Annotated in this window: 1 protein-coding gene; it reads right to left on the minus strand. The window is 40.5% G+C overall.

The features are described 5' to 3' along the window. A partial coding sequence (locus ACFIJ9_RS08675) for an autotransporter outer membrane beta-barrel domain-containing protein (protein WP_375636797.1) occupies positions 1-657 on the minus strand: 657 nt, incomplete at both ends.

The following is a 657-nucleotide window of genomic DNA, read 5'->3' on the forward strand; positions in this document are numbered from 1 at the left end:
ATTCGATAACTTGATTTCTTTACCCTCAACTTGCAACCATGTAAATTGTCCATAAGGCTGCAACCAACTGCTCTTTGACGTCTTAAGTCGATAACCTGCTTCAAAGGAGGTGCCCACCGCCCATTGCCTATAACTTCCTTCAATCCCTAAACCATTCGTTGAAACTGCCTTTAGAGTATTCTGATAATGATTATATTTTAAAATACCATCCAAATACCATCCACTATGATCCAAATAAGTGACATAAGCGCCAATGCCATAAGTATTGATAGCGCTCATACCACCCCGTGCATGCGCAATGCGTGCGCGGTCATAACTGCCAAAACCACCTATATAAAATTCTCCATTTTCCCACTCCCTTAAACTATTGATCCCTAAAACAATACCTGTCTGATCCAACTTAAAATCTATATGCTCTGTAGCAATACTCTCTTTAGACTTGATCGCATAGGTCCATAAAGCTGCATTCTTTTTACTTTTATCTAGAATTCCTCTTCCCGCACGCACGGTTTGCATTTCATTGTGAAAAACCATCGCTGGAGCCACAGACATAGACAATACCGCATCTGTAGAGGGAGTGGTTAAAAAATGAGAAACTGAAAGCGTTTCTCTCAATTGTGGAGAAGGCTGTTCTTTATGAACTGGACGCAAAATCAT

The sequence above is a fragment of the Bartonella sp. MR90HLJMH genome (assembly GCF_042194115.1).
Lineage (GTDB): Bacteria > Pseudomonadota > Alphaproteobacteria > Rhizobiales > Rhizobiaceae > Bartonella > Bartonella grahamii.